Annotated in this window: 17 protein-coding genes and 1 riboswitch; of the genes, 12 read left to right on the top strand and 5 right to left on the bottom strand. The window is 72.1% G+C overall.

Annotation, left to right across the window (positions count from 1 at the left end; all coding sequences use genetic code 11):
• Window positions 1–19 precede the first annotated feature (19 nt).
• Window positions 20–2,536 (bottom strand): ribonucleoside-diphosphate reductase subunit alpha, encoded by a 2,517-nt coding sequence (locus V1457_RS30085; RefSeq protein WP_295140678.1) that lies wholly within the window; start codon window positions 2,534–2,536, stop codon window positions 20–22.
• Between the two features lie 120 nt (window positions 2,537–2,656).
• Window positions 2,657–2,885: riboswitch (cobalamin riboswitch) on the bottom strand.
• A gap of 400 nt (window positions 2,886–3,285) precedes the next feature.
• On the opposite strand from V1457_RS30085, the gene V1457_RS30080 reads away from it, so the two are divergent.
• Entirely contained in the window at window positions 3,286–4,974 is a 1,689-nt protein-coding gene (locus tag V1457_RS30080) for a bifunctional UDP-sugar hydrolase/5'-nucleotidase (protein WP_338598641.1), read from the top strand.
• A gap of 4 nt (window positions 4,975–4,978) precedes the next feature.
• Window positions 4,979–5,254 (top strand): hypothetical protein, encoded by a 276-nt coding sequence (locus V1457_RS30075; protein WP_200071940.1) that lies wholly within the window; start codon window positions 4,979–4,981, stop codon window positions 5,252–5,254.
• Here V1457_RS30075 and V1457_RS30070 read toward each other — a convergent pair.
• A complete protein-coding gene (locus tag V1457_RS30070; RefSeq protein ID WP_338598637.1) occupies window positions 5,213–6,544 on the bottom strand; it encodes a hypothetical protein in 1,332 nt (443 codons plus the stop codon). The two genes, V1457_RS30075 and V1457_RS30070, sit on opposite strands and share 42 nt — an antisense overlap.
• Before the next feature lie 188 nt (window positions 6,545–6,732).
• On the opposite strand from V1457_RS30070, the gene V1457_RS30065 reads away from it, so the two are divergent.
• From V1457_RS30065 to V1457_RS30030, 8 genes are all read left to right on the top strand, one after another.
• Window positions 6,733–9,753 carry an AAA family ATPase gene (locus tag V1457_RS30065; protein WP_338598635.1) on the top strand — a complete coding sequence of 1,007 codons (3,021 nt, stop codon included), beginning with the start codon at window positions 6,733–6,735 and terminating at the stop codon, window positions 9,751–9,753.
• Window positions 9,754–10,214: 461 nt separating this feature from the next.
• A complete protein-coding gene (locus tag V1457_RS30060; RefSeq protein ID WP_338598633.1) occupies window positions 10,215–12,680 on the top strand; it encodes an AAA family ATPase in 2,466 nt (821 codons plus the stop codon).
• Between the two features lie 4 nt (window positions 12,681–12,684).
• Window positions 12,685–15,531 carry an AAA family ATPase gene (locus V1457_RS30055; protein ID WP_338598631.1) on the top strand — a complete coding sequence of 949 codons (2,847 nt, stop codon included), beginning with the start codon at window positions 12,685–12,687 and terminating at the stop codon, window positions 15,529–15,531.
• A 341-nt stretch (window positions 15,532–15,872) separates the two neighbouring features.
• On the top strand, window positions 15,873–16,667 hold the full coding sequence (locus V1457_RS30050) for a PAS domain-containing protein (RefSeq protein ID WP_200071945.1): 795 nt from the start codon (window positions 15,873–15,875) through the stop codon (window positions 16,665–16,667).
• A gap of 510 nt (window positions 16,668–17,177) precedes the next feature.
• On the top strand, window positions 17,178–18,266 hold the full coding sequence (locus V1457_RS30045) for a PTS transporter subunit EIIC (protein ID WP_338598628.1): 1,089 nt from the start codon (window positions 17,178–17,180) through the stop codon (window positions 18,264–18,266).
• Window positions 18,263–18,718: a hypothetical protein gene (locus tag V1457_RS30040; protein ID WP_295146469.1), complete on the top strand. Its 456-nt coding sequence runs from the start codon at window positions 18,263–18,265 to the stop codon at window positions 18,716–18,718. The genes V1457_RS30045 and V1457_RS30040 overlap by 4 nt, the downstream gene beginning before the upstream one ends.
• On the top strand, window positions 18,715–19,200 hold the full coding sequence (locus V1457_RS30035; RefSeq protein ID WP_338598626.1) for a PTS sugar transporter subunit IIA: 486 nt from the start codon (window positions 18,715–18,717) through the stop codon (window positions 19,198–19,200). The genes V1457_RS30040 and V1457_RS30035 overlap by 4 nt, the downstream gene beginning before the upstream one ends.
• 77 nt (window positions 19,201–19,277) lie before the next feature.
• Window positions 19,278–21,818 carry a LuxR family transcriptional regulator gene (locus tag V1457_RS30030; RefSeq protein ID WP_338598624.1) on the top strand — a complete coding sequence of 847 codons (2,541 nt, stop codon included), beginning with the start codon at window positions 19,278–19,280 and terminating at the stop codon, window positions 21,816–21,818.
• 55 nt (window positions 21,819–21,873) lie between these two features.
• Here the strand turns inward: V1457_RS30030 and V1457_RS30025 are convergent, their stop codons facing one another.
• Together V1457_RS30025 and V1457_RS30020 are read right to left on the bottom strand one after the other, a co-directional pair.
• Window positions 21,874–22,707, bottom strand: coding sequence for an SDR family NAD(P)-dependent oxidoreductase (locus V1457_RS30025; RefSeq protein ID WP_338598622.1), 834 nt, complete (start codon window positions 22,705–22,707; stop codon window positions 21,874–21,876).
• Window positions 22,708–22,822: 115 nt separating this feature from the next.
• A complete protein-coding gene (locus V1457_RS30020; RefSeq protein WP_200071950.1) occupies window positions 22,823–22,969 on the bottom strand; it encodes a hypothetical protein in 147 nt (48 codons plus the stop codon).
• 4 nt (window positions 22,970–22,973) lie between these two features.
• Here V1457_RS30020 and V1457_RS30015 point away from each other — a divergent pair, with 4 nt between their 5' ends.
• On the top strand, window positions 22,974–23,390 hold the full coding sequence (locus V1457_RS30015) for a CBS domain-containing protein (RefSeq protein WP_200071951.1): 417 nt from the start codon (window positions 22,974–22,976) through the stop codon (window positions 23,388–23,390).
• Between the two features lie 123 nt (window positions 23,391–23,513).
• Here the strand turns inward: V1457_RS30015 and V1457_RS30010 are convergent, their stop codons facing one another.
• The gene (locus tag V1457_RS30010; protein WP_200071952.1) at window positions 23,514–23,840 is read right to left on the bottom strand and encodes a putative quinol monooxygenase; all 327 of its coding nucleotides are present in this window, start codon (window positions 23,838–23,840) and stop codon (window positions 23,514–23,516) included.
• A gap of 222 nt (window positions 23,841–24,062) precedes the next feature.
• On the opposite strand from V1457_RS30010, the gene add reads away from it, so the two are divergent.
• The gene (add, locus tag V1457_RS30005; RefSeq protein WP_295139695.1) at window positions 24,063–25,070 is read left to right on the top strand and encodes an adenosine deaminase; all 1,008 of its coding nucleotides are present in this window, start codon (window positions 24,063–24,065) and stop codon (window positions 25,068–25,070) included.
• The last annotated feature ends 46 nt before the right edge of the window (window positions 25,071–25,116 follow it).

Below are 25,116 nucleotides of genomic sequence, written 5' to 3'. Positions count from 1 at the left end.
GGTGAGGGGTGCGGATGCCTTACTGGCACGCCTCGCATTCCGGGTCTTCGACTGAGCACTGTGGACTTTCGGCGGCTGCGGGGGAGACGGCGTTGAGCCGGCCGTCGGTGCCTCGCAAGGTGCTCTTCTCCACGTGCGTGGCGCTGGCCGACCGCAGGTAGTAGGTGGTCTTCAGTCCCGCTCGCCACGCGCTGCGGTAGAGCTCGTCGAGCTTGCGGCCGCTGGGTTCGGCCAAGTAGAGGTTCAGCGATTGCGCCTGGTCGAGCCACTTCTGCCTGCGCGCGGCGGCCGAGACCAGCCAGCGCGGCTCGATCTCGAAGGCGGTGGCGTAGAGCGCCCGCAATTCGGCGGGGACGCGTTCGACGGGGCTGAGGTCGCCGTCGAAGTACTTCAGGTCGCGCACCATCTGCTCGTCCCACAACCCGGCCGTCTTCAGGTCTCGCACCAAGTCCTCGTTGAGCACCGTGAAGTCGCCGGACATGTTGGACTTGACGTACAGGTTGCGGTAGAGCGGTTCGATGGATTGGCCCACGCCGCAGATGTTCGAGATCGTCGCCGTCGGCGCGATGGCCATCACGTTGGAGTTGCGCATCCCGCCGGTGCGGACGCGTTCCCGCAACGCGTCCCAGTCCATCGTGGACGAATGGTCGAAATCGGCGTCACCGCGAGATTCCGCGAGCAGCCGCAGGGAGTCGATCGGCAGCACGCCCTGGCTCCAGAGGGAACCGTCGAAGGACTCGTAGCGACCGCGCTCGACGGCGAGCTCGTTCGAGGCGGCGATGGCGTGGAAGCTGATCTCCTCCATGCTGCGGTCGGCGAACTCCACCGCCCGCTGCGAAGCCATCGGGATGCGTTGGGCGAACAGGGCGTCCGAGAAGCCCATCAGCCCCAGCCCTACCGGGCGGTGCCGCAGGTTCGAGTTGCGCGCCTCCGGGATCGTGTAGAAGTTCACGTCGATCACGTTGTCCAGCATCCGCACCGCCGTGCGCGTGGTGCCGCGCAGCCGCTCGTGGTCGATGCCGTCCGGGGTGACGTGGCGGGCCAGGTTGATCGAGCCGAGGTTGCACACCGCGACCTCGTCCGAGCTGGTGTTGAGCGTGATCTCGGTGCACAGGTTGGAGGAGTGCACGACGCCGGCGTGCCGCTGCGGGGAGCGCAGGTTGCACGGGTCCTTGAAGGTGATCCACGGGTGCCCGGTCTCGAACAGCATCGTCAGCATCCGCCGCCACAGGTCCACGGCTCCGACCTGCCGGAAGACCTTCAGCTCGCCGCGCTCGGCGGCGGCCTCGTAGTGGCGGTAGCGCTGCGCGAACTCCGCGCCGTAGAGGTCGTGCAGGTCCGGGACCTCGTCCGGGGAGAACAACGTCCAGGTGCCGTCGGCGTGCACGCGGCGCATGAACTCGTCCGGCACCCAGTTGGCGGTGTTCATGTCGTGCGTGCGGCGGCGGTCGTCGCCGGTGTTCTTGCGCAGGTCGAGGAATTCCTCGATGTCGATGTGCCAGGTCTCCAGGTAGGCGCAGACGGCGCCCTTGCGCTTGCCGCCCTGGTTGACCGCTACCGCCGTGTCGTTGGCGATCTTCAGGAACGGCACGACGCCCTGCGAGCTGCCGTTGGTCCCCCTGATGTGCGCGCCGGTTCCGCGCACCGGGGTCCAGTCGTTGCCCAGCCCGCCCGCGTACTTCGACAGCAGCGCGTTGTTGCTCACGGAGTGGAAGATCCCCGGCAGGTCATCGTCCACAGTGGTCAGGAAGCAGGAGGACAGCTGCGGGCGGGTGGTTCCCGCGTTGAACAGCGTCGGCGTGGAGCACATGAAGTCGAACGACGACAGCAGGTCGTAGAACTCGATGGCGCGCGCCTCGCGATCGTCTTCCTGCAGCGCCAGACCCATCGCGACGCGCATGAAGAACGCCTGCGGCAGCTCGAAGCGGACGCCGCCGTCGTGCAGCAGGTAACGGTCGTAAAGCGTGCGCAGGCCCAGGAAACCGAACGTGGTGTCCCGGTCGGCGTCCAGCGCCGCGCCGAGCCGGTCCAGGTCGAAGCGCGCCAGCTCGGGGTCCAGCTGCCCCAGCTCGACACCGCGGCCGACGTACGCGGCGAAGTAGGACGGGTAGTGCTCGCGCATCTGGACCTGGTCGGCCTGCCGGGGCGCGCCGTGCAGCGCGCTGAGCGCCTCGCGGCGCAGCTCGTCCAGCAGCAGGCGTGCGGTGACCAGGGAATAGTTCGGTTCGCTCTCGACCAGAGTGCGGGCGGACATGGTGAGCGACTCGGCCAGTTCGGCCGCGCGCATCCCGTCGTAGAGCGTGCGGCGGACCTCGCGCAGCACTCGTGCGGAGTCCACATCGGACAATCCCGTGCAGGCTTGCTCCACGACGGTGCTGACCCGGGACCAGTCCAGCCGGTGCCGGGTGCCGTCCGGGCCGGTCACTTCGAGGTCGGGCGGCGCGGCGGCGGTCCGTTCCGGGGCCTGCGCGGGTGCTGCCGCCTGCGCGGATGCTGCGTGCTGTGTGGATGCTGGGGCGATGGGTGATCGGGTCACTGGCTGTCTCCTCGCAAGCTCGGACACCAGCCCGGGGCCGTCGACGAGCGCGCGGGGACAGCGGCGCGCAGCACCGCACGTCCGCGCGACCCGCCCGCGAGGTCCCGGACAGCGCGCACCCCTCGTGCGCGCACCGATGGCAGGTCTTCGGACTCACGAGCAGCCGGCGTCGTCGCGCCGGACCTACTGGCCGTCGCTTCCCGGACGCCTCGGGCGTCCAGTGCTGCACCACCCGGGGAGGTGGTGACGGCGGTCGTTCCCGTTCACCGCTGCGGGGCAGTCCCGGATTCGCACCGGGTTCCCTGTTGTCCCACCGGGCACCCCGGTGACCATCAGCGCGGCCACACTACATGTTGGGCCGAGTCCTCTCCCGCACCCCAAGACTCCGCGTGTCGCCGCCCGCCGCCGATGACCGGCCGCCCGCCCCGGCGGTCACCGCACCCTGCTCCTGGCGGTGCCCGCACCCTGCCGGACACGCCAGGCCATCCGCCGCACATCTCCGAGTGAACGGACCGCTCGACCAATCTAGCCGGACCAACAGGTCGTTCACCCGGATCGAAGCTGCTCGGAATGGGGATGTGCGGGCGTGTCGGGCGCGCGGCAACTGCCGGGTTCGCGAGGAGTGAACGGACCGCTCGACCAATCTAGTGGGACGAACAGGCCGTTCACTCCGAAAAGAGAGGGTGGATTCGGGGGAGGGGTGGCGGCAGAATGTCCGGTGGATCACTGGTGGGTGGGAGGACAATCGGATGCGCGCATGTCGCGTGCGCAGCGCCGCCGTCGCGGTCGCCGCGTGCTTGGTCACCTTCGGAACGGCGCTGCCCGCGCAGGCAGCGCCCGCCGACACCGAGGTGCGGTTGATCACGTTCAACGACCTGCACGGCAACCTCGCGGCGCCGTCCGGATCATCCGGCGAGGTCGAGCTGGCGGACGGGACGAGCGTCCCGGCGGGCGGTGCCGCCTACCTCGCCGCGCACATCGACCGGCTGCGCGCGGAGGTGCCGAACTCGCTGGTGCTCTCGGCCGGGGACAGCGTGGGCGCATCGCCGGTGGAATCCGCGCTGTTCCACGACGAACCGACCGTCGAATTCCTCAACTCGCAGGACGTGCGCGCCCAAGTCGTCGGCAACCACGAATTCGACGAGGGCTACCCCGAGCTGCAGCGGATGCAGCGCGGCGGGTGCCACCCCGAGGACGGCTGCGCGTTCCGGGATTCCTTCGACGGTGCCGATTTCCCGACCCTGGGTGCGAATGTGTCCTTTGCGGACGGTAGGCCCGCGCTGCTGCCGTTCAGCGTGCAGCGCTCCGGCGGTGTGCCCATCGGGATCATCGGCGTGACGCTGCACGACCTGCCGCAGTCGGTGAGCCCGGACGCGGTGGCGGGCCTGGAGTTCGGCGACGAGGTCGCCGCCATCGACCGCACCGCCGAAGCGCTCGACCGACTCGGGGTCAAAGCGCAGGTCGTGCTGATGCACCAGGGCGACGAAGCCGCAGGCGGCGGGCCGGATTCCTGTGCGGTGGCCCCGGAAGGACCGGCCACTCGCGTCGCGGCGGCCGCCTCGCCGAAGGTCGACGCGCTGTTCACCGCGCACAGCCACCAGCAGTACAACTGCACCGTCGACGACCCGGCCGGCGATCCGCGCCCGGTCGTGCAAGGCGCTTCCTACGGGCGTCTGCTGTCCACGATGGACCTGAGCATCAACCACCGAACCGGCGACGTCGTGCGGGACAAGACCAAGGCGCGCAACGAAATCGTCAGCCGCGACATCGCACCCGACCCGGAAACCGCCGCGCTGGTCGACGAAGCCAAGACCAAAGCCGCCCCGATCGCGAACCGCGAAGTGGGCACCGCCACCGGCGACTTGAGCCGCGATCCCGCGCCGTCCGGGGAAACCACGCTCGGCGACCTCATCGCCGACGCCCAGATGGAAGCCACCAAGGGGACCGGCGCGCAGGTGGCGCTGACCAACCCCGGCGGAATCCGCGCCGACCTGCCGCACCGGTCGTCGGCGAACGGCGAAGGTGACGGCGTGATCACCTACGGCGAAGCGTTCGCCGTGCAGCCGTTCGGCAACACCATGCAGACCATGACGCTCACCGGCGCGCAGTTGAAGAACGTGCTGGAGCAGCAGTGGCAGGGCGACGGCGCGACGATGCTGCAGATTTCGTCCACTTTGCACTACGCCTACTCGGAATCCGCGCCCGCCGGGTCCAAGGTGTCCGATCTGGCCATCGCGGGCGAACCCGTTGATCCGGGCGCGACCTACCGCGTCGCGGTGAACAACTTCCTGGCGGGCGGCGGCGACGGCTTCAGCGGCTTCACCGAGGGCACCGACGTGACCGGTGGCCCGGTCGATCTGGACGCGCTGCTGGGATACCTCGGCGCGCACCCGGGCATCGTGCCGCCGCCTGCGGACCGGATCACCGCCACCGGGTGAGCCGGTGGACGCGCTGCAGGAAACCGTCGCCGGTGCGCGCGCCGCACTCGCGCAGCGCGCCCGCGGCGGGGCGGCGCTGGGCACCGCGCCGGGCGGGCGGGACCGGGCGAAAGGCTACTTCCGGGCGATGCTGGATTGCGTCGTGTGGCTGCTGACCGAGCGAGCAGGAACCGCGCGACCGGTCAGCTACGCGTTGGCACGCCGGGTGATCGCCGGCGAAATCACGCCGGAGGAGGCGCTAGCCCTGCACGCCGGCGAGCCGGTCGATGCGGGTGAGTAGCTCCGCGGCGTCATCGCGGGCCGCGTGCTGCCGGTCCGCCAGCTGCGCCGACCACGCGCGCAACCCGGCAAGCCGGCCGCGCAGGCGCGCGCTGCGCACCCGGGAGGCCAGCAGCACCGCGCGGCGGCCGTGCCGGAAACCGGCGGCGTGGTCGCCGAGCGCGAACTTGGCCTCCCCGAGGCTCGCCAGCTCGAACACGGTGGAACGCACCTCGCCCGGAGCGCGGGCGGCCACCGCGCGCGAGAGGTTCCCCGCGGCGCCTTCGTGATCACCCATCGCCAGCTGCACCGACCCGGTCATGCCCAGCAGGTCGGCTTCGCGGAACCACCGCAGCAGCGGGTAGTCGTCGTCGATCGACGCGGCCGCGTGCTGGCTGCGGCCCTGCTCCAGTGCGCGCTGCACGGTGTTCTTGCGCTGCCCGAACGCGGCCGCCCACGCGCAGTTGAGCTGCAGCACCGAACTCACCAGCGGTGACGAGTCGGTGCGCAGCGAACCGAGCTGGAACAGCTTCAACGCCGACTCGGCATCGCCGAAGTGCAGCTCGGTGCGCCCGGCGGCGTAGAGGGCGCGGGAGATCGCCAGCGGATCCGTGCCTTCCCGGCCGAACGACAGCGCGCGCCCGTAGTGCCCGTGCGCGGCTTGCAACAACCCGTTCTCCGCCGCGATCCAGCCCGCGGTGGCGTGCAGGTTGCACAGCATGGCCATCAGGTCCGCGCGTACCTGCTCGGACATGCACGCCTCGCGCATCGCCTCGGCCTGCCGGGCCGACGCGGCGATCGTGCCGTACTGGCCGACGCCGCCGTAGCGCTGATCCAGCGTGCGCAGCTCGGTGATCATCCGCTGCATCGCGGCGAGGTCCGAAGCGCCCACCCTGGTCGGCGCAGCGCTGTGCGCGGTGAGGTCGCGCACGCCCGGCGGGCCGGCGTCGGTTTGCCCACCGACCACCACGGAGCCCGCGTAGGACAGGAAACTCCGTCGTTTCACCTGCTCCTCCTCTTCTTCCGCGTCGGGTGCCTGCTCGTCACCTCCGGCGTAGGCGAGGCCCATCCAGCCGCGCGGCACGCCGAGTCCCTCGGCGATGCGGGACAACAGGTCGTAGCTGCGCACCGCGCGGCCGCTGAGCACTTCGCTGACTTCGCTCTGGGCTTGCCCGGTCAGCGCCGCGATGCGGATCTGCGGCACGCCGTGCGTGCGCAGCGCGCGGTAGACCGAGCCGATGTCGTGGGCCGCCAAGGCGTCGCGGACCTGCGGGCAACGCCAGAATTCCGGCGGGATCTCCTCTCCGGGCACCGGGCGATGCTATACGGAAAGTGATCGGACGTGTGCGGACCGTGAAAAGATCACCGGAAAGGATTCAGCAAGAATCTCGGAATATACCGGGGAAATTCATGCCTTCCCGGTGCCGCGGTCCGGTCGTCGTTGTGCCGCGCTGTGTACCGCCGGTAACCTCCCGCCGCACCGAGATCAGGAGCAGTGCGATGTACGCCGAGCAACGGCACCGGAACATCCCGGGACCAGCCCGTGCGGACCGGGCCGGGCCTGCCGAATTGTTCGGCCGGGACGACGAGCTGGAGCTGCTGACCGGGATCGCGGAGCAAGCCGGGAGCGGTTCCGGCCGGGCGGTTCTGCTGCGCGGGCCCGCGGGCATCGGCAAGACCGGGCTGCTGCACGCCGCGCTCGGACGGCTGGCGCCGGTCGCCGCGCGCACGTTGCGCGCCCGCTGCCCGGATGCGGGGTCGGGAGCTTACGGCGCGGTGCGCGATTTGTTCCAGCCGTTGGGATTCGGCACCGCGGCCGAAGACTCCGCCGATGCATCCCGGGCCGATGCATCCCGGGCCGATGCATCCCGGGCTGATGCACCCGGCGCCGACGCACTTCGGACTGATGCATCGCGGCCCGAAGCACTGCAGACCGATGCACCCCGGCTCGAGGCAACGCAGCCCGATGCGCCCCGGCCGGATGCGTTGCGGGGCAGCGCCCGGCTCGCGCTGCCCGCGCTGCAGCCGGACGGCCTCGCCCCCGCGCCGAGCAGCACCTACGCCGTGCTGCACGGGCTGCACTGGCTCGTCGCAGGACTCACCGCCGACGGGTTGCTGGTGCTGGCCGTGGACGACGTGCAGTGGTGCGACGAGAATTCGTTGCGGTGGCTGGCTTTCCTGCTGCGGCGCGCGGAGGACCTGCCGCTGCTGGTGCTGCTGACCCAGCGCACCGGCGACGGCGGCGCGGGCCCGGAAATGCTCGGGGAGATCGCCGAGATGCCGCTGTGCCGCACCGTGGACCTGCCCGCGCTCGGTGCGCGAGCCACGGGTGAGCTGCTCGCCGCCTCGGCGGGCAGCGCGCCGGACGAGCACTTCGCGGCCCGTTGCGCGCAGCTGACCGGCGGAAACCCGTTCCTGCTCGGCATGGTCGCGGCGCGGTTGCGCGAGCATCCCGGCGAAGGCTGGGACCCGGTGGTGCTCGAAGAGCTCGGGCGGACCGTGGTCGCGCCGTCCCTTGTGGAGGGACTGCCCGCGCGGGTCCTCGCGGTGGCGCGCGCGATCGCGGTGCTGCCGGGCGAGCAGCCCGAACTGATCGCGGCGCTGGCGCGGACCCACCAGCGCACGGTTTCCGCGGCGGTGCGCGAACTCGGCCGCCGCGACCTGGTCACCGAAGCGGCCGACGGCTGCGCGGAGTTCGTGCACGACTCGGTCCGCCAGGCGGTGCTGCGCGACAGTCCGGACGAGGTGCTGCGGCGGCTGCGGGAACGCGCGGCGACGCTGCTCAACGACGTGGGCCGCCCGGCCGAAGAGGTGGCGGTGCCGCTGTTGCTGCTGCCCGCGGCGCCGCGGCCGTGGATGACCGATGTGCTGCGGGAAGCCGCCGGTTGCGCGGAACACCGCGGCGCGCCGGGAATGGCGGCCCGCTACCTGCGGCGGGTCCTCGAGTTCGACGGCGACGACGTCGCGGTGCTGGTGCAGTGCGCGCGGATGCTCGGCCAGCTCGAACCGGAGACCGCGCTGCGCCAGCTGGAACGCGCGCTGGAACTGCTCGACGAGCCGCGCAGCCGGGTGCCGGTCGCGGCGCAGTACGCGCTGATCTCGCTGACCGCGCAGAACTCGGTGCGCGCCTACGAACTGACCTCCGGGGTGCTCGACGAGCTCGACGCGCTGGTCGGGCCGGAGCCCGCGGGCGCCGATCTGGCGTTGCGCACCGCGATCGAGGCGGTGGTGCTGCTGTCCGGGATGGACGAGAAGTCCACGGTGCGCAGCGCGGGTGAGCGGTTCCGCGGCAGGCCCGATCCCGCCGGGGTCACCGCCGAGGAGCGGCAGCTGCTGGCGTTGCTGTCCTCGCTGGGGACGCTGCGCACCTTCCGGCACGCCGAGGAACCCGCCGAGCAGGCCCGCCGGGTGCTGCGGATCAGCGACGTGGAAAGCGGCGGCTGGGCGCTGATGGGCTCGGCGCTGTCGCTGTACATGGCCGACGACAACGAGTCAGCGCTCGCCGCGCTGGGGCTGCTCATCGAGCACGCGCAGGCCACCGGGCAGGCGTGGACCTACTGCCTGGCCACCAGCACCCGCGCGATCGTGCGGCACTGGACCGGCGACCTCGCCGAAGCGCTCGCCGACGGGCAGTCCTGCTACGACGTGCTGGTCCAGGAGTCCTGGGTCGGGGCGATGACGATGCCGCAGACCTCGCTGGCGATGGCGCTGATCCGGCAGGGCGAGGCGGCGCGGGCCGACGAACTGCTGCGCGGGATCGACCGCGCCCGCTTCGGGGAGTTCACCTTCGAGTACCACCCGTACCTGATGGCCCGGGCGTGGGCGCGGGAAGCGCTCGGCGACACGGCCGGTGCGCTGGAAATCCTGCTGCACTGCGGGGAAAGCCTGAGCGAAGCGGGCATCACGAACCCGGTGTTCGCGGCGTGGTGGTACGACGCGGCGCGGATCCTCGCCGCGCTCGGGCGCCACGAAGAAGGTCAGCGGATCGCCGAGCACGGCGCGGAGTTGGCGGCGCGGTGGGGCACGGTGCGTGCGCGGGGCATGGCGTTGACCGCGCGCGGTGTCGTCACGCCCGGGGAGGAAGGGCTGCGGTTGCTGTCCTCGGCGGTGCGGACGCTGGCCGGCTCGCCCGGCAAGCTGGCGCACGCTGAAGCCGAATACCTGCTGGGGCGGCGGCTGCTGGCGGAAGGTGATGCGGAAGGAGCGCGCGGGCACCTGCGATCTTCGCTGGACATGTCGGTGCTGCGGCGGGACCGCAGGCAGGTGGCGCTGTCCTCGGCCGCGTTGCTGGCCGCGGGCGGGCGGTTGCGCCGCGGCACCGGCTCGCCCGCGGACGCGCTCAGCGGCAGCGAGCGCCGGGTCGCCGACCGGGCCGCGGAAGGGGCGACGAACCGGGAGATCGCGGAGTCGCTGTTCCTCACCGTGCGCACCGTGGAACTGCATTTGACCAGCGCTTATCGCAAGCTCGGGGTGCGCGGGCGGGCGGCATTGCCTGCGGCGCTCGTGGAGCAGGCGGGTTGAGCGGGTTTTTCGCCGGAGTCCGGAAGAATTCGCCGACCGCGGTATCAGCTTGACTGATCATTCCGGGTGGTCGTCCACGATCCAGGAATCCGTTGCCACGCCGCCGGAATCGGGCGATGGCGATGGTATGATCCGCTCGGCTGCGGCAGCCGGTGCGCTGCCCGGCCGGTGAGTTGTTGAAACGATGTGCTGCCCCGCCAATGTTCCGGCTCGTTCGGCGTTTCGGGCCATTCGGCGTTCCGGCGCATTCGGCATTGCGAGCCATGGGAGGTTTCGGTGGCCGAGCGGCTTCCGGCGAATGCGGACTCTCCCCGGCCGCTATCCGGTAATGCGGGTGAGTAAGCGCCGTTGAGCACGTTTCGTGAGGGAATGCGCGGTGCTGACTCCGCCGGGTTATTCCTGAGTGATTTTCATATTCGCTCGCTGATGATGCGGTTCTCCGGTCGGCGCAGGGGCCGCTGATGGCGAACGAGGTCCAGCGATTCTCCGGGTGCGGTCTCGCAGGGCGGGATGCGGAACTCGGCGTGCTCGCCCACTTGGTCGGCGAACTGCGCGCCGGTCGTTCCGCGCTGGTGACGGTGACCGGCCCGCCCGGCGCCGGGCGCAGCGCACTGCTGACCGCCGTCGTCGAGCAGGCGCGCGCGGCGGGGGTGCGGACCGCCGTGGCCCGCAGCTCGCCGATCGAGACCGAGTTGCCCTACAGCACCGTCGCGCAGCTCGCGGGCGTGCTGCTGCCGCCGGAGCAGCTCGCGCGGATCAGCTGGATGGGCGCGGGCGAAACCTGCGAACCCAAGATGTGCGGGCGTTTCCTGGCGCTGGCGCGGGAGGAACCGCTGCTGGTGGCGGTCGACGACGACCAGTGGACCGACCCGTGGTCGCGGCGTTGGTGGCGGGAAGTGGCCCAGCACTCCGACGGATCCGCGGTCCTGATGGTGCGCGCGGTGCGCGGTGGTTTCGCCGAGGTGCCCGACCGGTTCGACGGCGCGATTCCGGTGCCGGTGCGGGAAATCCACCTCGGACCGCTGTCCGCCGAGGAGGTCGAGGGGATGTTGCCGGAACGCGGGCCGCGCGAGTTCGCCGTGGCCGCTGCGGAAAGCACCGCGGGCAACCCGGCGGTGCTCAGCGCGGCGTTGCGCGAATACCGCGCGGAGGGGCTGAGCCCGCACCCGCGGAACCTGGCGCGGTTCCGGCAACTGGCCGCCGAGGCGGAAGGCGAGCTGGCCGAGCGGACCGTGCGCGGCCTGCCCGCCGAGCAGGCCCGGCTGTTGCAGGCGATCGCCGTGTGCGCGGGCCGGTTCGACTTCGAGCTGGTCGGCGCGATCGCCGGGATGCAGCCCGGCGCCGCGGCCGCGGCCGGCGATGCGTTGGCCGGGCACGGACTGCTCGAACCGGGCGCTGCCACGGCTTCGGCCGTGCTCGCCGAGATGGACCCGGCGCGGCGCGAGCAGCTGCACGCGCGGGCCGCCGAGATCGGCAACCGGGCCGCCGCGGTCGAACCGGACGTGCTCGCCGAACTGCTGGTGCACGCTCCGCCGCTGCACAGCCGGTGGGTGGTCGACACGCTGGTGCAGTCGGCCGCGCGGCACCGGATGGCGGGTCGCGACGAGCGGGCCGCGGTGTTGCTGCGCCGCGCGTTGCGCGAGCCGGTCGCGGACTCGTACCGGGCGCAGTTGCGGACGGTGCTCGCCGCTTCCCAGGTCGTGCACGATCCCGCGGCAGGTGACGGCGGGTTGCGGCAGGTGCTGGCGGATGCACCGGAAACCGCGGACCCGGCGGTGCTGGTGCGCGCCGCGGACCTGCTGCTGGCTCGTGGCGACGCGGAGCTCGCGTGGCGGGAACTTTCCCGGGTGTGCGGGCGGATATCCGAGCCCGCGCTGCAGGCTCTGGCGTTGCTGGCAGCGGACGGGTGCGGCCCTGAACCGGCATCGGCCGCGCCGGAAGTGCCCGCGCTGCCGGAGGAACCCGGCGACGCGGCCCAAGCCGGGGTGCTGGCCTGGCGGCTGGCCTGCGCCGGGAGACATCCGGATCTGGTGCGGACGCTGGCGCGGGCGGCGCTGGCTGACCGGAGGTCGCCGTTGACGCCGCGGATCGCGGCAGCGCGTGCGCTCGCCTGCCGCGCGGACCTGGCCGAAGCGGCCGCGGGGCTGACCGATGTGCTCTCCGACGCGCGCCGCGAAGGTTGCCTCGCGGCCGCCGCGAACGCACTGGTGCAGCGCGCGATCGTGGCCACAGCGGACGAACGCTGGACCGACGCGCAGGCCGATCTTGCCGCGGCCGCCGAGGAACTTCCGCTGCACGCCCGGCATCCGATGAGCCAGCCGCACCAGGTCGCCGCGGAGATCACCCTGGCGCTGCGGCGCGGCAACTTCGACGCGGCGGAGCGGGCCGCTGCGGTGGAGCTGCCGTTGGGCGCGGAGCGCGGCATGGCGTTCAGCTACCTGCTGCACGCTCGCGGCGAATTGCGGCTGGCAGCCGGGGACGCTGCGACCGCGTTGGGGTATTTCCAGGAGTGCGGCCGGATCATGCGCGCCAAGAGCAGGCTGAACCCGGCGGTGCTGCCGTGGCGGCGGTCGGCAGCGGCGGCCCAAGGCGTGCTCGGACGCACCGGTGCGGCCGCGGCGCTCGGCGTCGAGGAACGGGAAATCGCCGAAAACTGGACTGTGCCGGGTCTTCTGCCGCACGAGCACGCCCCGGCCGCAACGACGAGCGGGCCGAGCCGGGTTCCGGAAACCGCCACGCCGACCGCGTTGACGACGGCGGAACGCCGGACCGCCGCCCTCGCGGTGCGGGGACTGTCCAATGGCGACATCGCGGCGGAATTGGGCGTCACCGTGCGGGCGGTCGAGCTGCGGCTCACCAAGGTCTACCGCAAGCTCGGCGTGCAGCGGCGTGCCCAGCTGCCCGCCGAACTGGACGGGCGGAGCTGATCGGATGCTGGTCGAGCGCGAGGCCGAACTGGCCGCGTCGAGCCGGGCGGTGGACTCGGTCCTGGCGGGATCCGGTGCGCTGGTGCACATCGAGGGGACGCCCGGAAGCGGCCGGTCGGCGCTGCTGGAGCGGTTGCGCGGCTTGGCGGACGACAGCGGTGCGCTGGTGCTGAGCGCGAGCGGTGCCGCGAGCGAGCGGACCTTCCGGTTCGGGCTCGCGCGCCGCCTGCTGCGCGGGCTCTCGGAGGCCGCCCGCGTCGAAGCGGCAACTCGACCATCCACAATAGACACTGCTGGCGACTCCGCGACGGGCGACGCTCCGGACGTTCCGGTTGCTTCATCCACAGCGGACACCCCGCGCGACGCGCTGCCGCCCGCCGGCGAGGACGCGGACTCGCAGGCGGGCACCGTCCCGATCTCGGTGCTGCATTCGCTGCACGCACTGCTGGTGCGCACCAGCGCCGTCCGGCCGGTCGTGCTGGTGGTGGACGATCTGCACTTCGCCGACGACGCGTCGCTGCGTTGCCTCGTGCACCTGGTGGCGCGGTTGCGCGGGATGCGAGTGCTGATCGCGGCGGTGCTCGGCGCCGGACGGGAACCCGAGCGCGACCGCGCGGCGCTGATGCACGAGTTCACCGCGGCAGCCGGGCACCGGTTGCGCCCCGGTCCGCTGTCGGCGGCGGCGACCGGCGAGCTGGTGCGCGCGCGGCTCGACGTCGATGCGGAGTTCGCCGCCTGCTGCCACGAGCTCACCGGCGGCAATCCGCGCGACCTGGTGCGCCTGCTCGACCAAGCGGTGGCGCACGCGGTGCACACCGAGCCCGATCCGGTGGCGTGGCTGCACGAGCTCGCAGGCGACGATCGCAGGCGGCGGTTGGCGAAGGAGTTGACCGCACCGGCCGCGCTGGTGGCCCGCTCGGTGGTCGCGCTGGGCGAGCACGCGGATCCGGCGCTGGTCCAACAACTGTCCGAATTGGACCCGGTGCGCTACGACGACGCGCTGCGCGCGCTGGAACCGTGGTTCGAGGTGCGGGTGGACCGCATCGCCGCGATCAGTCCGGAAGTCGCCGACGACGTGCTCGCGGTCGTGGACGAGCAGGCCGATGCCGAGGACGACCTGCACCTGCGCGCCGCCGAGCTGCTGCACGGCCACGGCCGCCCACCGGAGGCGGTCGCGGACCAGCTGCTGCTGGTCAACTCCGCGCTGCCGGACCGGGGCGTGCTGCGGCTGCGGGAGGCCGCGGCCGCGGTGCGGCCGCGCGTTCCGGAGACGGCCGCTCGCTACCTGCGCCGAGCCCTGCTGGACCTGGACCCCGCTGGTGCGGATCGCGCGCGGTTGCTGGCCGAGCTCGGGTCGGTGGAGCTGGCGTTCGACGTCGGCTCCGCGGTCCGGCACATCACCCAAGCCGTTCCCAGGCTGCCCGGGGTGCGCGAACGGGCCGAAGTGGTCGCGCAGCTGCCGCTGACCGCCGCCGGGGCGCTGCCGCAGGTCGCGGAGCTGGTGCAGCGGGTCCAAGGGGAACTCGGCCCGCCCTCCGACGCCGATGGCCAGCTCGCGCTGCGCTTGGAGGCGCGGACGCGGTACGCGGCGCTGGAAGACGCCGCCACGCATCCGGCCGCCGCCGCCCGGCTCGGCGAACTCGGTGCCGGTGCGGGCAGTGCCGCGGAACGCGAATTGCGCGTGGTGCTGCTGTCCGCGGTGACGCTGTCCGGGCGGGCACGGGCGGCCGAAGTCGCAGGCATGGCGCGGGAACTGCTGGAACAGGAACCGGCGAACGCCTCGACCGCGGTGCACTCGATGCTGGCCTACCTGCCGCCGCTGCTGCTGGCGGCGGGCGCGCCGGAAGGACTGGAGTCGTGGCTGGGGCTGGCGGGCGAGAACGCGCGGCAACGCGGCGCCACCGGCACCGAGGCGGTAGTGGCGGCCGAGCGGAGCCTGCTGCTGATGAGCTCCGGGCAGCTCGCACCAGCCCGCAGCGTCGCGCTCACCGCGTTCGAGCTGGCCGATCCGGCGCGCAACGAGGCGATGGTGCTGCCGGTGTGCGCGCTGGGCACGGTCGCTCGGCGACTGCGCGACCCCGAGCTGGCCGATCGGGTGCTGCAGCTGCCCGGCGCTGCGCACGACCTGCGGTTGTTCGCGACCAGGCGGCTCCTACAGTCCGCGATGGCGCTGCAGAACGGGCAGCCGCAGTCGGCGCTGGCGCACGTGCTCGACTGCGGCAGGCGGCTGGAGCAATCCGGCTGGCACGGCACCGCGATGTACTCGTGGCGCCCGACCGCTGCGCTGCTGCACCACCGGCTCGGCGCGCGGCACGCCGCCGCGGGGCTGGCCGAGCAGGAACTCGAGCGGGCCCGGCAGTGGGGCGCGCCCGCCCAGCTCGGCCTGGCGCTGCGGGTGCTCGCGACGGTCACCGGCGGTTCTCGCGGCGTCCGGCTGCTGCGCGAATCCGTGCAGGTGCTGCGCACGGGCACCGACGAGCTGGTGCTGGCGCAGGCGCTGACCGCGCTGGGTTCCGCGCTGGCGGACCGGGCACCTGCCGAGTCCGAGGCGCTGATCGCCGAAGGCAGGCTGCTCGCCGCCCGCTGCAACGCCGCACCGGCCGAAGACGGGCCCGAGCCGCATTCCGCGCCGAACACCGCGGAATTGACCCGGGCCGAGGAAGTGGTGGCCGGATTGGCCGCGCTCGGGCACACCAATCAGGACATCGCCGACGAACTCCGGATCAGCCGCCGGGCGGTGGAGAAACGGCTCAGCGCGGTTTACCGCAAATTGGGGGTCGACGGCCGTGCCGGGCTCGCCGCGGCGGTGCGCCGGAGAATTCCCGCGGAGCGGCCCGTGCGCGGTGCGTGAACCGTACGACACAGTACGTCGCGGAGACGTTCCGGCGAATTCGGGTTGTGTTTGTTTCGATCCGGGCGTGTGGGGTTCGCGCGCCCGCTGAGCAGTCGCCGCCGAGCCCGCCCGCACGCCCTTCCCCGCGGTGAAACCGCAGTTCATCGCCCACCGAACCGTACCGGCCCGCACCGCACCGAACCCGCGGGCACGGCGACCGCAGCCTTAAGCTCCAGCCGCCTCCAGTGTTGACTTGGTTGGTTTTCGCTCCATAGCCTTCGCGACGGAAAAACTGGTGGTCCCATCGCTCGCAGCAGCGGACCGCGCAGTGATGCCGGAGAAGGAATGGATGATCCGTCATGGCAGCCGCCGCCACGATCCGAACCAGAAACGAGCCGGACGACGTGGAACACGGGTCCGCCGACGGCTACCGGAAATTGTTCCGCTCGCTGTTCGAGCAGTCCGGGATGTGCATGGCGAGCCTGGATCCGGGAATGCGCGTGCTGGAGGCGAACCGGCATTTCGCCAAGCAGTTCGGCCGCGGCACCGCCGACGTGCTCGGCCGCGAATTCCCGGACTTCCTGCACCCGGGCGTGCGCGGCCGGTTCCGCTACCAGTTCGCGCGGCTGGTCGAAGGCCGCGGACCGCGGTTCATCGAGCGCACGGTGGCCGTCGGCGGCAAGGGCGCGGAGCCGGCGGCGAACGAGACGGTGCTCGGGGCGCGGAACTCGGCGCTGCGGCCGAAGGACTCGGGTGCCCGCCCGGATCCGGACGCGGCGAGCGCCGGGTCGGACACCGTCTTCGCCGGTGAGCTGACCGGCATCGCGGTGCCCAGCAGGTCCGGCCGCGCCGAGGCCGTGCTGGTGCTGCTGCGGCCGGACGAACCGCCGCGGCAGGCGGTGACCGGCGGCGCGGACAAGATGCTCAGCGAACTCGACGCGCGAATCCTGGAGGGCGTCGCCGCGGGCGAGTCGACCGTGCAGCTGGCGACGAAGCTCTACCTCAGCCGCGGCGGCGTGGAGTACCACGTGGCGACGCTGCTGCGGAAGCTGAAGGTCGGCAACCGTCCCGCGCTCGTGTCCAAGGGGTACTCGCTGGGCATCCTCGGTCTCGGCCAATGGCCCCCGCGAGTCCTGCCGGAGTTCGTGAAGTAACGAACGAGAATCGCAGTCCGTCCGCGAAAATCCCGAGCCCGACCGCGTCGCCCGCTCGCTTGCCAACGCCGCGGCCCCCGTGCAAGATCGCTCACCCGAGACGACCCGGCCGGTCGTCGTCCACCACGGGAGGGCTGCGCACGTGCTCGCGACCGCCACCGCCGCGCCACCCCCGGCCGGGCGAGCACCGCGCGGTACCAGCGAATCGACGCTGATCAGCGGCCCCGCCACCGGCCGCGCTGCCGATGCGGCACCCGTCGGCTGCGCACCGCGCGAGCCGCGTCCCGCTCCTTGCGCGCACGTGGGCGCCGGAGCCGAAGACCCGGCCGGTTATCTTTCCCGAGGCTGCCGCGAGCCCACGACCGGCGAACTCGCCCGGCGGCGCCGCGCCGCAGCCGCACGACCCGCGCCAGGACCCGGCGCGCACCGCGTCCCACCGGGCAGCGGTCACCCGAGTCCGGCGCGGGCGGTGATCGACACAGGCGTCGGCGAGCACGGGAAGTGACAACCATGTCGGGTACGGCCACGCAAGACCCGGGCGCACCGGCCCGAAGAGCCCGCGCGGCGGTGCAGCGCTTCGGCGGGCGGCTGGCGGGCATGGTGCTGCCCAACATCGGCGCCTTCATCGCCTGGGGACTGTGCAGCGCGCTGTTCACGCCGGCCGGCTGGCTGCCGAACCCCTACCTCGCGCAGCTCAACGAGCCGATGATCAAGCTGCTGCTGCCGCTGCTGATCGGCTACACCGGCGGCAGCCAGGTGCACGGCAGGCGCGGCGCGGTGGTCGGCGCGGTGGCCACCGCGGGCATCGCCACCGGCGCGGACATCCCGATGTTCCTCGGCGCGATGATCGTCGGACCGCTGGCGGGCTGGGTGCTCAAGCAGTTCGACGAGCGGGTCGGCAAGCACGTCGCGCCCGGCTTCAAGATGCTGGTGGACAACTTCTCCGCCGGGATCATCGGTGGTGTGCTGGCGATCCTGGGGATGCTGGCGATCGGCCCGGTCATCGAAAGCGCCACGGTCACCCTCGGCCAGGGGGTGCGGCTGCTGATCGGGATGCACCTGCTGCCGCTGGTGTCGGTGTTCGTGGAGCCGGCCAAGGTGCTGTTCCTGAACAACGCCGTCAACCACGGGGTGCTCGGGCCGCTCGGCGTCTCGGAGTCGATGAGCACCGGCAAGGCCATCGAGTTCCTCGTCGAACCCAACCCGGGGCCCGGTTTGGGGCTGCTGCTGGCGGTCGCGCTGTTCGGGGCGCCAGCGATGCGTTCCAGCGCGCCGGGCGCGATGGTCATCCAGTTCCTCGGCGGCATCCACGAGATCTACTTCCCGTACGTGCTGGCAGCACCGCGGTTGCTGCTGGCCACCGTCGCCGGTTCCGCCGCCGGGGTGTTCGTGTTCAGCGTGACCGGTGCCGGCGTCGTCGCCACGCCGTCGCCGGGCAGCGTCGTGGCGGTGCTGGCGGTGACGCCGAAGGGCGGTTTCCCCGGCGTGATCGCCGGTATCGCGGCTTCCGCGGTGGTGTCGTTCGCGGTCGCCGCGCTGCTGCTCAAACTGCGCCGGGAGCCCGCGGCCGGGGTCGCGGAAGGAGGTGCGGTCTCGTGAGCCTGTGGCGGGCGATCGGATTCGCGCTGACCGGCAAGTCGCGGCCCGCCCGGATACCGGACGGGCAGGACCCGGAGTCCTCCCGCGTCGCGGAACCGGCCGGGTCCGCGCGGCGCGCTGCCGAGGAGCACTGGACGGGCACGATCGAAGGTGCCGAGGTGCGCAAGGTGATCGTCGCCTGCGACGCGGGGATGGGCAGCAGCGCCATGGTCGCCGCCCAGCTCGCGGGCAGGCTCAAGCCCTACGACGTGTCGGTGGCCGCGGCCTCGGTCACGCACATCCCGGACGACGCGGATCTGGTGCTGTGCCAGGAGACCATGCTGGAGCGGGCGCGCCGGGAGGACACCGGCTCGGCGGTGATCATGGGTTTTCGCAGCTTCCTCGGCGACCCGGTGTTCGACCGGGTGGAGCAGGCGGTGCGGGACGGCGGTCCCCTGGGCGGCTCCGGATGACGGCGCAGCACCACCCGCCGCGGCCCGCCGCGGTCCGGCTCGGGTTGTGCGCGGCCGACCACTTCGAGGCGGTGCAGCAGTGCGGCCGGTCGCTGGTGGAGGCGGGCGCGGTCGACGAACCGTACGTCGCCGCGATGCACGAGCGGGAGAAGTCGGTCTCCACGCACATCGGCGAAGGAGTGGCGATTCCGCACGGCACCGCGGGATCCGGTGAGCACGTGCACCGCACTGCGCTGGTGGTGCTGCAATTCCCCGGTGGCGTGCGCTGGAGCGACGGCGCGCTGGTGCGGTTGTGCGTGGCGATCGCGGCCGGTTCCGGGCAGTCGGACGGAGCCGCCGAGGAGCGCGGTGCCGGGTACCTGGACCTGCTGGCGGCGCTGGCGAAGGTGCTGATGGATCCGGCGCGCGCCGCGAGGCTCCGCGAGGCGCCGGACGCCGAGACGGTGGAGCGGTTGTTGCGGTCCGGGCGGGCTGATCGGTGAACCTCCCGATTCACGCCGTGAAATACGTTGCGGTGCAAGGAAAATCGTCATCGTGCGGGTTCGGGTGGTGATCGCGGTTGCGCATCGGGACGGCAGTGCTGCGCGAGCGCGACGCCGAGATCGACCTCGTGACGACGGCGCTCGCGGCGGCGCGGCGGGGTAGCGGCGGGACGCTGGTCTTCTCCGGGCCGGTAGGCATCGGCAGATCCGCGCTGTGCGGCGAGATCGCCCGGATCGCGCGGGAGCAGGGCGCACGGGTGTTGCGCGCGGTGGCCGGTTCCGTTGCCGTCCCGGCAGGGCTGTTGCATCGGCTTTTCCCGGACCTGGACGATTTCGCCGCGCTGCGGCGGGAATTGCTCGGATCCACCGGGCCGGTCGTGGTAATCGTCGACGATCTCCACCGCGCGGATGCGGATTCGTTGCGGTGGCTGGAATCGCTGGCGGAGTCAGCAGCGTCGCGGGTTCTGCTGGTCGCATCTCGAATGGACGGTGCGGACGGGCCGGCATCGCTGGGGAGTTCCACGTGCAGGCGGCTCGATCCGTTGACCGCGGACGGGATCTCGGCGGTCGTGGAAGATCTGTTCGGCGAGCGCGGCGATGACGAATTCGTGCGGGTGTGCCAGGACATTTCCGCCGGAATACCGTTGCTGCTGTACGCACTGCTGCAGGATCTTCGCGAAGCCGGCGGACGTCCGTGCGAGTCCGATGTGGAGTTGCTCCGCGCATTGCGCCCGCGGGCGGTCGGCGAGCGCGCGTTGGCGGTGTTGCGCGAGCAGCCCGAGCCGGTGCGGGCAGCCGCCCGCGACATCGCGCTGCTGGGGCCCGGTCTCGCCGCCCGGCAGCATTCGGCCGAGTGCGCGGCCGGTGCACTGGCCGAACTGGGCCTCGTGGTCGCAGCGGACGCCCCGCGTTTCGTGCACCCGGTGTTCGCCGAGGCGGTGGCATCGCAGTCCGACGCCGCGGAGGCCGCCGACGCGCACCGCGCGGCCGCGCGGTCGCTGCACGCCGACGACCAGCCGCCTGAAGTGGTGGCCGAACACCTCACCTGCGACGTCGTGCGCGACGAATGGGAAGTCGAGGTGTTGCGCGCGGCCGGGCGGTCCGCGCTGCGGCGCGGGGACGAGCCCGCCGCGATCCGCTGTCTGCGACGAGGATTGCTGGCCCGCCCCGATCGTGCGGACCTGCTGACCGATCTGGCGCGGGCGGAGCGCTCCGGCGACCCGGCCGCCGCCGTGCGGCACATCGCGCAGGCAGTGCCCGGTCTCGACTCGGCCGGGCAGCGGTCGGCGGCTCTCAACGAGATTCCGCTGGCGCTGCTGGACGCGGCGCCGCCTTCGGTGGTCGACGAATTGGGGCGGCTGCGCGGAAACGACGAGCTGCCGAGCGACGTTCGCGACGCGATGGACGCTCGGTACCGGTTCGCGCGGCTGCGCGAAGCCGGGTGGACGAGCGACACGGCCAGCCTTTTCCGCGACCTTCCGCAGGAGGACGCGGATCCGGAACGGGCGGCGGTCCTGCTGCACGCGGCCGCACTTGGCGGGACCGATGTGGACAGCGTGCAGGCTTGGGCGCGCAAGGTGCCCGCGGACGACGCGTTCGGTGCGGTTCCGCTGGCGGCGCACGCGCTGGCGATGGCCGACGAGTTCGGCGAAGCCGAGCGCAGGCTGCGTGCAGTGCGTGCGCTCGCGCCGGATTCGGCCGCCACCCTCATCATCGATGCGCAGTGGAGCTTCGTGCTGATGCGCTCCGGCCGCCCCAGCGAAGCCGCCGCGCTCGCGGAGCGGACCCTGCGCCGCTGCGACCCGGAATTGACCTCCGTGGTCGCGGACTGCCTCGTTACGCTGGTTTGGTCCATGTTGGACACCGGCGACCTGGTGCGCGCCGCACCGGTGCTCTCCCGGCATCGCAGCAGGAAATCCCCGGAGTGGGTGCGGTCGTTGTGCGCCGGTGCGCTCGCGGCGATCGGCGACGAAATCGAAACCGCGCTGGCGCACCTGCTGGAATGCGGCCGGGAACTGGATCGCGCGGGCTGGCGCAACCCTTGCCTGCTGCCGTGGCGCAGCTGGGTTTGCCTGCTGCAACACCGGCTCGGCCGCTCGGAAGCGGCCGTCGAGGTGATCGCCGAGGACCATCGCCTGGCGGTGCAGTGGGGCGTGCCGAGCGGAATCGGCCGCGCCCTGCGGGTTTGGGGCGCGGTCACCGACGGCGAAGCGAGCATCGACTTCTTCCGCCGCGCCCTCGACGTGCTGCGCGGCACGCCGTGCACGTTGGAATCGGCGAAAACGCACCTGCTGCTGGGGCAACGGCTTCGCGCGACAGCTCCCGCCGAAGCCGCCGAGGAAGCCGGTCGAGGCGAGCTGCTCGCCGCGGCCTGCGGCGTGCCCGGCCTGCGCTCCGCGGTGCACATCGCCGCCAACGGCGGGACGCACGCCGAGCCGACGCCCGCGGAACTGCGCATCGCCCGGCTCGTCGCCGCCGGGTTCGGCAACCAGCGCATCGCCACCGAGCTGGCGGTGAGCTCGCGGGCGGTGGAAAAGCACCTGACCCGGATCTACCGCAAGCTCGGGCTCGCCGGGCGCGCCGAACTCGCCCTGCTCGCGGCCTCCTGGGAATCGTGAGCACGGGACGGCGGCCAACCGGCCACCCGCGCAGAACGAGTTCGAGGACCGGCGCTCAGCTGCCGGGATGCCCGGTGAGTTCCAGGCTCCGCTCCCAAAGCGCCGCGCGAGCCCGCGGGTCGTAAGCCTGTTCGTGCGCCCGCGACTCGCTGGTCCGGTCGAAGTACCGGCCGGTGACCCCGGCGAGTTCGCCGTCCACCGCGAGCCTGCGGGTGGCCCGCACGCCGTCCTCGATGCTGTCGATCCGCTCCGCGGTCACGATCTTGGTCGGCATGTAGGTCGCCGGGTGCAGGCTGTTGACCACCACCTCGTCCGCGGGCAGCAGCTCGGCCAGGGTGAACCCGGACATGATCTGCGCGAGCTTGCTCTGGCAGTAGGCGCGGCCGCCGCGGTAGTCGTGCCGCAGCATCAGGTCGTCGAAGTCCAGCGCCTGCTGACCGGCCGAGGCGACGTTGACCACTCGCGACGGTCGCCCGCCTGCGCGGCCGGTTTCCCGCAGCAGCGGCAGCAGTTCCAGCGTCAGCAGGAACCCGGCCAGGTAGTTCACCGCGAACCGCAGCTCGTGGCCGTCGACGCTGGTGGTCCGTTCGCGCCCGCCCGGTCCGCTCGCGCCGATCCCGGCGTTGCTGATCAGCACGTCGAGCCGGTCGGTCGCGCCGCGCACCGTCTGGGCCAGTTCCCGGACCTGCGCGAGCTCGGCCATGTCGGCGACCGCGGTGTGCGGGCGCTCGCCGTGCTCGCGGTGGAGCTGCTCTGCGACGGACGCGAGTTTGTCCGGGTCGCGGCCGTGCAGCAGCAGCCGTGCGCCTTCGGCGGCGAGCCGTTGCGCCAGCGCGTGGCCGAGGCCGTCGGTGGCACCGGTCAGCAGGATCGTCGGGCGTTCGGTCATCGGCCGTCGCGCTCCTCGGTGTCTTCGGTCGATCTCGTCGCGGCACCCGCGCCGTGGTGATGGGGGACTGCGGAGATCGCTTGCCGTTCAAGGCTGGCACACCGAGCTTCCGCGGTCAGCCGGTGAACTCCGCGCCCAGCTGCGTCCGCGGCTGCGAGCCCACGGGTGTATCGGCCGCGGTGCCCGGGTAGACCCGGGATGAGGAGATCGCGGCCTCGGCCGACCGGGGCCGCACGCCGACGTGGCGACTCAGGAGGTTCACGACCATGACCACGGCACGCGAGATGATGACCGCAGGCGCGAAGTGCGTGAACACGGAACAGACGGCCGCGGACGCGGCGCGCATGATGGGCGATCTCGGGGTCGGGGGTCTGCCGATCTGCGGCAAGGACGACAAGATCAAGGGCGTGGTCACCGACCGCGACCTGGTGGTCAAGGTGCTGAGCCAGGGCCGCGACGCGGGCGCTTTCCCCGCGGGCGACCTGAACCAGGCCGAAGCCGCCACGGTGGGTGCCGACGACACCGCCGAGGACGTGCTGGCCACGATGCGGCACTACAAGGTGCGCAGGCTTCCGGTGATCGACCAGCAGCGCCTGGTCGGCATGGTCACGCTGTCCGACGTGGCCAAGGCACTGCCGCACCACGAGGTCGGGGATCTGGTGGAGACGCTGTCCACGGCGTGAGCCACCGGAAACCGCCGCTTCGGCCGGGCCGACCGGCCGTTGGAAAACCCGCCGGGTCGAGCACCCGGCGGGTTCCTCATGCGCAGGCCGTTCAGCCGACCCGGCGGTTCGCGGGGCGGATGCTCACCCGCGGGGCTCCAGCTCGCCCATCTTCGACCAGCCCTCGCCCGGCACCTCGGTGTTGATGATGTCCGGGGTCTTCGTGATCACGTCCGGGATCCAGGACATCGCGGTCTTGAAGTGCTCCGAATTGACGTGCTCCGAGCCCGCCTCCTGCGAGGCGAAACCTTCGGTGAGCACGAAGGTGTTCGGGTCGTCCACGCTGCGCGCCCAGTCGAAGAACAGGTTGCCCGGTTCGGCGCGGGTGGCCTGCGTGAACTCGTCGACCAGCGTGAGCCATTCCTCCGCGCGGTCGGGGCGGATGCTGAACTTGACGACGATGAAGATCACGCGGGCTCCTCGGTTTCGGCCGGTCACGACACCCAGATGATGGCCGCCGCGGGACAGCGGAGGGAACCGCCGTTGTCACATCCTGATAAGGCGCCGTCGCCGGAGGCAGCACGCCGCCCGGGCTGAATGATCCTCGCGCAGCCGCTGATCGGCGTAGTGGCCGCGAGTGACCGAGCCATTACCGTTCGGAGGTGACGGCGCACCCGGCAGGGAGGACCCAGCGTGCGTGAGATCGGCGAAATCGTCCGCACGATGCCGAAAGTCGAACTGCACGTGCACCTGGAAGGCACCCTGGAACCGGAGCTGAAGCTGCGGCTGGCCGAGCGCAACGGCATCCCGTTCCCGTTCGAAACCGTCGAGCAGGTGCGCGCCGGCTACCGGTTCCACGACCTGCCCTCGTTCCTGACCGGCTACTACGAGGGCATGGACGTGCTGCGCACCGAGGCGGACTTCTACGACCTGACCGCCGCGTACCTGCGGCGCGCGGCGGGCGAAGGGGTCCGGTACGCGGAGGTCTTCTTCGACCCGCAGGCGCACACCGCCCGCGGAATCCCGTTCGGCACCGTGCTGCGCGGCATCCGCCGCGCGCAGCTCGACGCCGCGCGCCGCCACGACCTGCACGCGCAGCTGGTGATGTGCTTCCTGCGCGATCACGAGCCCGGCTACGCGATGGCGACGCTGCTGGAATCGTTGCCGTACAAGGAATGGATCGTCGGCGTGGGGCTGGACTCCGACGAGCGCGGGAACCCGCCGCGCAAGTTCGCCGAGGTGTTCCGGCGGGCGCGGCAGGAGGGCTACCTGCTCACCGCGCACTGCGACATCGACCAGCAGGACTCGGTCGAGCACATCCGGCAGTGCCTGCACGAGATCGGAGTGGACCGCATCGACCACGGCAGCAACGTGCTGGAATCCCCGGAACTGGTCGCCGAGGCGCAGCGGCGCGGCACCGGGTTCACCACCTGCCCGGTGTCGAACAGCTGGGTGAACGGCGGCGGGACGAAGGCCGACGAGATCGGGCGGATGCTGGCCGCGGAGCTCGCGGTGACGGTGAACTCGGACGATCCGGCGTACTTCGGCGCCTACCTCACCGACAACCTGCTGGCGCTGCACGCCGAACTCGAACTCGCTCCCGCCGACCTGGTCCGGCTGCAGCTCAACGCCGTGCGGGCGAGCTGGGCGCCGCTGTCGATCAAGGACCGGCTCACCACCGCTCTGCGCGCCGAGTACTGACCCGCGCGAGCGTCGGAGTGAACGACTCCTCGGATATCCGTTGCGG

The sequence above is a fragment of the Saccharopolyspora sp. SCSIO 74807 genome, from assembly GCF_037023755.1.
Classification (GTDB): Bacteria; Actinomycetota; Actinomycetes; order Mycobacteriales; family Pseudonocardiaceae; genus Saccharopolyspora_C; species Saccharopolyspora_C galaxeae.
Note: the sequence above shows the minus strand (reverse complement) of the source record. Positions and strands in the feature narration are given on the sequence as shown.